5 protein-coding genes are annotated in these 8,401 nt (G+C 50.3%); 3 read left to right on the top strand and 2 right to left on the bottom strand.

Features of this window, described 5'->3' with window-relative positions:
• Positions 1 to 500 precede the first annotated feature (500 nt).
• Both QWI17_RS15120 and QWI17_RS15115 read right to left on the bottom strand, forming a co-directional pair.
• Positions 501 to 3,908: a two-component regulator propeller domain-containing protein gene (locus QWI17_RS15120; protein ID WP_302723363.1), complete on the bottom strand. Its 3,408-nt coding sequence runs from the start codon at positions 3,906 to 3,908 to the stop codon at positions 501 to 503.
• 394 nt (positions 3,909 to 4,302) lie between these two features.
• Positions 4,303 to 5,577, bottom strand: coding sequence for an O-acetylhomoserine aminocarboxypropyltransferase/cysteine synthase family protein (locus tag QWI17_RS15115; RefSeq protein WP_302723362.1), 1,275 nt, complete (start codon positions 5,575 to 5,577; stop codon positions 4,303 to 4,305).
• Positions 5,578 to 5,782: 205 nt separating this feature from the next.
• Between QWI17_RS15115 and QWI17_RS15110 the strand changes: the two genes are divergently transcribed.
• The 3 genes from QWI17_RS15110 to QWI17_RS15100 are packed head-to-tail and all read left to right on the top strand — an operon-like array spanning position 5,783 to position 8,337.
• Positions 5,783 to 6,553: a CPBP family intramembrane glutamic endopeptidase gene (locus QWI17_RS15110; protein ID WP_302723361.1), complete on the top strand. Its 771-nt coding sequence runs from the start codon at positions 5,783 to 5,785 to the stop codon at positions 6,551 to 6,553.
• Positions 6,546 to 7,706 (top strand): sensor histidine kinase, encoded by a 1,161-nt coding sequence (locus tag QWI17_RS15105; RefSeq protein WP_302723360.1) that lies wholly within the window; start codon positions 6,546 to 6,548, stop codon positions 7,704 to 7,706. The genes QWI17_RS15110 and QWI17_RS15105 overlap by 8 nt, the downstream gene beginning before the upstream one ends.
• On the top strand, positions 7,699 to 8,337 hold the full coding sequence (locus tag QWI17_RS15100; RefSeq protein WP_302723359.1) for a response regulator transcription factor: 639 nt from the start codon (positions 7,699 to 7,701) through the stop codon (positions 8,335 to 8,337). Before QWI17_RS15105 ends, QWI17_RS15100 begins: the two co-directional genes overlap by 8 nt.
• The last annotated feature ends 64 nt before the right edge of the window (positions 8,338 to 8,401 follow it).

Raw genomic sequence — 8,401 nt, 5'->3', positions numbered from 1 at the left:
TTGGCCGTGCCCTTCGGGGCTTGCAGAGCTTTCCGATCTCTGTGTTGGCTCCCCTCACCGGGCCATCGGCACGCCATCGGATCGCCGCCTTGACCTCGAAAAGCTCTTGTAAGCCAGAGGCCACTGAGGACTTAATCAGAGGCTCCCTAGCTGCACACTGGTCTCTTTGGAGGGGAAAGCAAAAAAATAAATAATAAGAAGCAATAGGCAAAATGCGGCAGAACCACCGCAGATGAGTGTTAAAACCAGTGCCACAGTTATTCCCTTTGGGCGAAGTAATTGCCGCCAGTGTGCCAAAACTTCTATTTTAGGTGTGAGCTAGGTAAACAGCCGGTTGGAATTTTCGAAGCAAAGGCCGGTTTGAGACAAATAGCTGATTAAAACTGCGGCAGCCGAGAGATTAAAGGACTATATTTGTGTCTATATGGTTTTCGCCAAGTTTTCTGTGATGCTGTATTTTTGTGCATAAAAACACGTGTCTGACGGGGTCAGGGCTGGCTTTAGCGCCAGTGTATTTTGTTGCTATCGAGATTGGTTTGTACCTGCAATGTTTTATTGGATAAAAGCTCCAGCAACTGTTCTTCGTCGGCGAGGTTAACGATGTCTCCTTTGCGGCATTGGAGATGGGCCGCTGAGATGCCAATCCAACCATTTTTGCCTGAACGTTTGCAGGCATAAAGCGCACGGTCGGCAATGCCAATGACTTGCTCCCAGGTTAGGGCGTCTGGGTATAGGGGGTGAATCGGGTAGTTGGCGTAGCCAATTGATACCGTTTTGTAAATCGGATCGTTACGGCCGATATCAAAAGCCGTAGTACTTATTTTTGTACGTAGGCGGTCAATACAGGCTTCGATATCCCGGTGCTTAAGGTGTCGCATCACAAGCACAAACTCCTCACCGCCCCAGCGCACAATGGAGTCATATTGTCGCATCATACTGCGCAGCACCTCTGCCAGTTGCACCAGTATTCTATCGCCTGCGTCGTGTCCATAGGTGTCATTGACGGACTTAAAATCGTCTATATCGAGAATTACAAACACCAAGCCGGCCGAATCATCTTCGGGTTGGCCGTTCTGAAATAGACGCCTAATCAATGCAGTATCATCGAGCATAGCGCGATTCAGGTAGCGCCGGTTCTTCAAGCCGGTTAGTTGATCTGTAACCGTCATAGACTCAAGCTTTTCGTTGAGTGCGGCTAGCTGTGAGTGCGCGTCGAGCAAACGTTCTTTTTCCAGGCTGAGCTCTGCAGTACGTTGGCTGACTTTGATATCCAACTCGCGGTTGAGATTGTCTTTCATTCGCTCAACGTCGCGTAATTTGGATACGAGCTCGCGTTCGCGTGCTAGTTTTGCCCGGGCACTTTGTAGACGAGAGCGTTGCATAAAGTAAAGTTTTGCTAATAAGCCGACAATGGTAAACACATAAAAAGCTTTGGCCCAATGGGTTAGCCACCAAGGGGGCACCACTGTGATATGCAGTCGTTTCGGGTGATGGTTCCAGATGTCGGCGCTGTTAGCGGCTTTTACTTCAAGTGTATATTTACCTGGGTCAAGATTGGTATAGGTCGCTGAGCGCTGGTGGTCTACCCAGTTCCACTCTTTTTCGAAGCCAAGCAAACGGTAGGCATAGCTGTTGTCTTCCGGGGAGCGGTAATCCAGAGCTGCAAAGCTAACGCTAAATACCGATTGGTGGTGGGAAAGAGTAATTTGTCGAGTATAGTTTATGTGCCGATTAAGTATTCCGGTAGCATCTCCCACTTTCACCGGCTGATTAAAGATGCGCAGTTCTTTGAAGACCAATGCTGGTGGTACTTCATTCGCTTTTAGTTGTGATGGCTTGAATATGACAAGTCCTTCGGAGCTGCCGAAGGCCAGCTCGCCGGTTGATAGCAACGCGCCGCTGTGTCGATTGAACAGGTTGCCCGGCAAGCCGTGGCCACGTTTATAGTGATTAACGACGCCGAGCTCGGGGTCAAATACCACCAAACCCTGATAGGTTGCCATCCATATTTGTCCGGTGGTATCTTCAACAATTGCGACAATTGACAGGTCGGGTAAGCCGTGGTCGATACCATAGCGCTTAAACTGCCCGGTGTTTCGATCAAATATATTAACACCTGCGCCATCGGTACCTACCCACAATCGGTTTTGTGAATCTTCAAAAACGTAGGACACCATGTCTGAACTAATGGATGTATCATCCTGTGGGTCGTACCGGTATGTTGTAAAGGCGCCAGTTGCGGGGTCGACGTTTTGCAAGCCCGAGAAAGAGGCTACCCAAATGTTGCCGCGTCGGTCTTCATACACATGTCGTGTGTACATAGCTTCAACCGGTTGGCCAGAGGAGTTTTGGGGCAGGTAGTGCCGAAAGTCATCGGTTAACGGGCGGTAAAGATTTAGCCCCTTTTCGGTGGTGACCCACAACCGCTGTTGTGAGTCGAATAATATTCCCCAAGGCTCGCGCCCTAACAGTGAATGGGGATTGTCGGCCTCAGGTAGGTATCGCTTAAAGCGTCCAGATTTAGGGTCGAACTGATTTAGTCCCCGATCCCAGGCACCCAGCCAAAGGGTACCATTTGGCCCGTAAGCCATCTCGAGAATCGTGCTGCCCGATAAGCTGTTAGGGTTTTTCGGCTCGTGCTTGAAGTGGGCAAATTCATTGCGCTCACGCCTAAGTAGGCCGAGTCCAAAACCTGCCCCGACCCATAGATCGCCGTTCGGAGCCTCGAGCGTCGCAAGTACCCCACCGTCAGGCAGCGATGTAGTAACACGGGGGTCGTGGCGATAGCTTACAAATTGCGAACCCTGCTCATCAACAAGGTCAATGCCACTTGGAAAATAGCCAATCCATATCCCACCGTTTTTGTCTTCGTACAGTGAGCGTACTACGTAATTACCTGGGGTTAGCGGTTTGCCTTCAATAAACTGATGGCTTTCGATAGAACGGTCTGTTGGTGAAACCAGGTGCACACCCGTGCCGTCTCCAATCCAAACAAGTCCGCGCTGGTCTTGCACAATGTCCCAGACAGTATCAGCTTTCTCGGCTTGATTGTGACTAAATGAGCTGGCCTGCAGCCGCTGGGTATCAAAAAGAACCACTCCCGCGCCTTGTGTGCCGATCCACAATTGTCCCTCCTGGTCGACCATTAACGAGCGCAATTTGTTACTGGAAAGCCCCGCATCACCTTTGCGCCAATTAATACCTTCTCCGGTACGCGGGTTGAATCGGCTCAGGCCTGCATCGTAGTGGCCTAACCATAAGTAACCATCGTTGTCTTCGGTGATTGTTGATAGGTAAACGTCGCTGCCGCGGGCATGATTCTGCAACCAAGTACTGGGATGTAACGTTGCTTTTAGTGATTCTGGGTTAACGGTAAAAACCCCCTGGTTACTGCTCAGCCAAAGGTTGTTACGACTGTCTTCGAACAAAAAGTCGTAAGTGGGCTCCGCGTCAGGGGAGGGACTGTGCAGTTGAGCACAGCTGAAATTGGCGGTTAGCGCATTGAAGCGGCAGTAACCTTTGCGCGTTGTCAGCCATATTTGGCCTTGGCTCGATATTAATAGGCGCTCTACCCAGCTGGTGGGAATCCCATCAAGCCCCTCTTTTTGACGAAAAACTTCCAGCTCGTAACCGTCATAGCGCGCTAGCCCCTTCGCGGCGCCAAACCACAAATAGCCTTCGTGGTCTTGAACAATATCGTTAATATGCCCTAAAGCTTCGAGTTCGTTCTGCGCTATGTGAGAAAATTTTAATTGCGGCAATACGTCTTGTTTTGCGTGCGCACTTTGTACTAAGCCTAAACCGCCCAGAGTACAAAGCACAATAGAACAAAATAACCGTGCTAGCGTTAGTCGAACGGTAGCAGGCAACATCGCTGTCAATGGCCCTAACAGTGCGCTAATTTGCATTGCGTTATTCTGAAATCCTGTTAGATGAAGCTTGGCATTGTCGCTCGATTCTGAGCCTGTCTATTTGTACCCTAATTGCGCGCCAGCTTGTGGTTGTACTAAAGCCTCTTCTCTTAGCTCGGAGCACCGAGTTGAAAGAGATGTCTACGTGGAGCTTAATGGCCACCTACTCTTAAGGCTAGCGCAAACTCAGGCACTTGGTTAGCTTTCAGGGTAAAAATCACTGCCCAATCGACAAGTGACGCAATTGATGGGCTTATCTTCCGATTGAGTGGGTATACGCACCTCGTTTTATACTTGGAATGAGCGAGATCCACTTGGCCTAATTGACTTTATTCTATACGAGCTAACATTTCCTGTATTGGTTGAACTGGCGCACAGGGCGCCAGATCCATTATTCCACGTGCGCCAATGCCTGATCGATATCTTCTAAAATATCATCGATATGCTCTATGCCCACTGACAGGCGTACTAAGTCTTCTGACACGCCGGCAGATTTTAATTCTTCTTCATTGAGCTGACGGTGTGTGGTGCTTGCCGGGTGGCAGGCGAGGGATTTTGCATCGCCAATGTTCACCAGGCGCAGAATCATTTGCAGGGCGTCAATAAATTGGGCGCCGGCCTCTTTGCCACCCTCTATGCCAAAGCTGAGAATGCCGGACGCCTGGCCTTTGGTGATTTTATGGCTAAGGGTGTGGTAGGGGCTGTCCGGAAGGCCTGCATAATTTACCCAGGTGACCTTAGGGTGCGATTGTAAATGCTGCGCGACTTTCAGTGCGTTTTCGCAGTGGCGTTCCATGCGCAGGCCCAAGGTCTCCAAGCCCTGCATAATAAGAAAGGCGCTGTGCGCCGCCAGCGCGGAGCCTGTGTTGCGCAGTGGCACAACACGACAGCGGCCAATGTAGGCTGCCTCGCCCAGTGCCTCGGTGTACACCACGTTGTGATATGACGGGTCGGGCTCATTCAGCATGGGGTAACGCGCTTTGTTGGCGACCCAGTCAAACTTACCGGAATCGACAATAATGCCGCCAACGGTGGTGCCATGGCCACCGATGTATTTCGTCAGGGAATGCACCACGATATCCGCGCCGTATTCAAACGGTTTACACAGGTAAGGGGTCGCCACAGTGTTGTCCACGATGAGCGGAATGCCATGCTTGTGGGCAATATCGGCCAGTTTCTGAATATCCACGATATTTCCGGCGGGGTTACCGATGGATTCGCAAAACATCGCCTTGGTGTTTTCATCAATTAAACTTTCGAGTTTGTCGTAATCATCGAAAGAGGCCATCCGCACATCAATGCCCTGGCGCGGAAAGCTATGGGCGAACAGGTTGTAGGTGCCGCCATAGAGTTGGCTGGTGCTGATAATGTTATCACCTGTCTCGGCGATACATTGAATGGCGTAGGTGATAGCCGCCATGCCCGAGGCCAATGCTAGCGCGCCGATACCGCCTTCCATTGCGGCGATGCGCTCCTCCAGCACGGCATTGGTGGGGTTCATGATGCGAGAGTAAATATTGCCCACTACTTTTAAGTCGAAAAGGTCGGCGCCGTGCTGGGTATCGTCAAAGGTAAACGACGTGGTTTGGTAGATAGGTGTTGTCGCCGCCTTGGTAGTGGCTTCCGACTCGTAGCCGTGATGTAACGCCAAAGATTCCAGTTTCATTATCGCCTCCGGAGGGGGGGTATTAGGGTCTGCTCAGAATGTAGCACAGGTTTAGCTGTTAAGAACGTATTTGTTCGCCGTTAAGGAGCAGGGGGCGCGTTGGGACTGTGAGAGAAATGGCAGTCATATGACCTCATGGCACTAACAATAGTGACTTTTGCTTGGTTACCCTTAACTTGAATTATCATATCGGGTGGGATAAACCATGCAAAAGACTACAGTAAATCAACGAATTACAGCCATATATTTACTAACGACCATCGTCGCTATGGTTGTGACGACTCAATTAGGTGCGAAATCGGGCTTTATGCCGATTGTATTGCTGGGGGTCATTAGCCCTATGCTCTTGGCCATGGCTTTTTGTCGCTGTGAAGGGGGTTGGTCGGCTGTTGCGCGGCTCTTTGCCAAACCTAATGGGTTCCGGTTTACTGCTTTTGCCTTAACGTGTGCTGCGTTTTTGCCGGCGGCATTAATGCTAATCAGTATTTATATTGATACGGGGCATATTCCCACCGTTGATTACGGCATAATGTTGCAAAAGCTTCCTATTTTGCTGGTGTTGATGGCCGGCGAGGAGTTCGGCTGGCGGCGCTACGCCTTTGCGCGCTTAAGCGAGCGCTATAGCTTTACGTTCTCTGCGGTATTGGTTGCGGTGGTGTGGTGGTTGTGGCATTTTCCAGGTTACCTGATCGGCATGGGAACACCAGAAGAGATGTCCTTTGGGTTATTTGGCCTAATGGTGCTACCGGGCGGAATTTTATTGGCGTTTTTGTATCGCTGGACTAAGAATATTTATCTGGTCATTTTGGCTCATGTATCATCGAATATGGCCTTTAGTGGCTTGCCTTTGTTACCCGAGATCACCGGAGATTGTACCGCCTTTGTCATCTACACAGGTTTATTGTGGCTGTTGGTTCTGCCTTTATTATTGCAACGCAAATACTGGAAAAGTGCTTACACTATAAGTCATGCGTAAATCCATATTCATTTCACGTTGGGTGCTAATTGCCATTACCGCTTTTCTAATCGGTGGTGGCTATTTTGTTTATCGCTCAGCGGGGGGCTGGTGGGGTTGGAGCAGTTATTTTCTTTTCGTGGGGGCAACCCTGGCGTTGGTGTTAAGTACGAAAAGTTCGCAATTCACACTCATTTTTATACTGCAGGCGTTGACAGCCTGGGTGTTGGCGTTTTGGGTGCACCCTCATCTGGCGATGTTGTTTGTGGTGGTGTGCTTAGTTGCTGCGGAAAGGCTCGTTAAGCACTTGGCCCTGTATTGGATGCTAGCCTGTGTCGCTGCGGTGGCAATGTGTGAAATGTTCGGCTCGGTGGGAAGCGCAAGTTTCCAAGATGCACTAATCAATAGCTTTTTGACATTGTTTATTGGTGGATTTGCAGTGGTGCGCAAAGAAGCGGAGAACACCAAGCTGAAAGCCTTAGAGTTAACGGATGAGCTGCAGAAAAAAAATAAACAACTCGAAGTCCTGTCGGCTGAGCGCGAGCACAGCCTGCGCACCGATGAGCGTCAACACCTATCACGTGAGTTACACGATACTTTGGGACATAAACTTACCGTTACTATCGTTCAGCTTGAGGCGGCAGAGCGATTTTTGAAACGCGACCCAGAGCGAGTGGAGGAAATACTGCGTACAGCGCGAACTTTAATGACTGAGGGTCTGGCCGAAACCCGCGATATGCTTCACCTGTTGGATGACAATACCGCGCAGCAGATGAGCCTTCGACAGCAGCTAGAGAAAGTGACGTCAGAGTTTGAGGACACAACAGGCCTGACCGTGGTGCTGAAGATCGACAGTTTAGCCGCCACTTTGCAACCAAGTTTACAGTTGCATCTCATACGTATTGTGCAAGAGGCTCTCACGAACGTCGCCCGCCATGCCGATGCCAGCGAGGTACTCGTTCGCCTTGAGGTGAGCGATTGCATCACCCTATTGATAGAAGACAATGGCCGGCGCTTGACGGGTCGTGAGGGTGAACGGCTTGCGCCGGCTAAGTCTATCGCCAGTCGAGCCTCGCAGCTTTGTGGCTCCGTGGAGTTAAAGCGCGAAGGCGAGCTCACCCGTCTGCGTATTTCGATACCATTGGCAGACCAGAGGGGTGGAATTTGTGATTAACATTCTGTTGGCGGATGACCAGCAACTCATGCGCGATGGTATCTCGATGCTGCTGGAGCTAGAAGAAGACATGGCGTTGGTGGCGGAAGCGGCCAATGGGCGTGAAGCTATTGAGCTGTATCAGCAGTACTCGCCCGATGTAGTACTTATGGATATTGAAATGCCGACCATGGATGGTATCGAAGCGGCCAAGAGAATTATAGAGCTTGATGCCAACGCAAAAATACTGGTACTGACAACTTTTGGGCAAGAGGATTACGTTCGTCGGTCGCTGTTGGCCGGTGCACGTGGGTTTTTACTGAAGGCAATATCTGGCGCTGATCTTAGTAGTGCGATTCGCAAAGTGCAGCGGGGGGAGGCTGCTGTCGATGCTCAATCCATCGGCGTATTGCTGCAAAGTTATCGCGACATGGCTGGCACTTTACAGAACCCAAACAGCACTTTGTTGAACCGTCGCGAGCAAGAGATTCTCGAGCTAATTGCGCAACATAAAAGTAATCGGGAAATAGCGGTAATGTTGTCTTTGGCTGAGGGTACGATTAAAAATTACATCAGTCAGCTGTTAGAGAAGCTGCAGGTACATGACCGTAAGCAAGCGGTTCAGATCGGGCGCGATAAGGGATTGCTCTAGACGACCCCTTTTTCTTAAGCTATGTGGTGCGGTATTAGCGAGCTTAGACTTCGGCCTGTGGGCG

It is taken from the genome of Gilvimarinus gilvus (assembly GCF_030518155.1).
GTDB lineage: Bacteria > Pseudomonadota > Gammaproteobacteria > Pseudomonadales > Cellvibrionaceae > Gilvimarinus > Gilvimarinus gilvus.
Note: the sequence above shows the minus strand (reverse complement) of the source record. Positions and strands in the feature narration are given on the sequence as shown.

Coding starts and splice junctions, on each gene's coding strand:
- QWI17_RS15110 (WP_302723361.1), top strand. CDS start 5,783: ATGCAAAAGACTACAGTAAATCAACGAATTACAGCCATATATTTACTA.
- QWI17_RS15120 (WP_302723363.1), bottom strand. CDS start 3,908: ATGCAAATTAGCGCACTGTTAGGGCCATTGACAGCGATGTTGCCTGCT.
- QWI17_RS15115 (WP_302723362.1), bottom strand. CDS start 5,577: ATGAAACTGGAATCTTTGGCGTTACATCACGGCTACGAGTCGGAAGCC.
- QWI17_RS15105 (WP_302723360.1), top strand. CDS start 6,546: ATGCGTAAATCCATATTCATTTCACGTTGGGTGCTAATTGCCATTACC.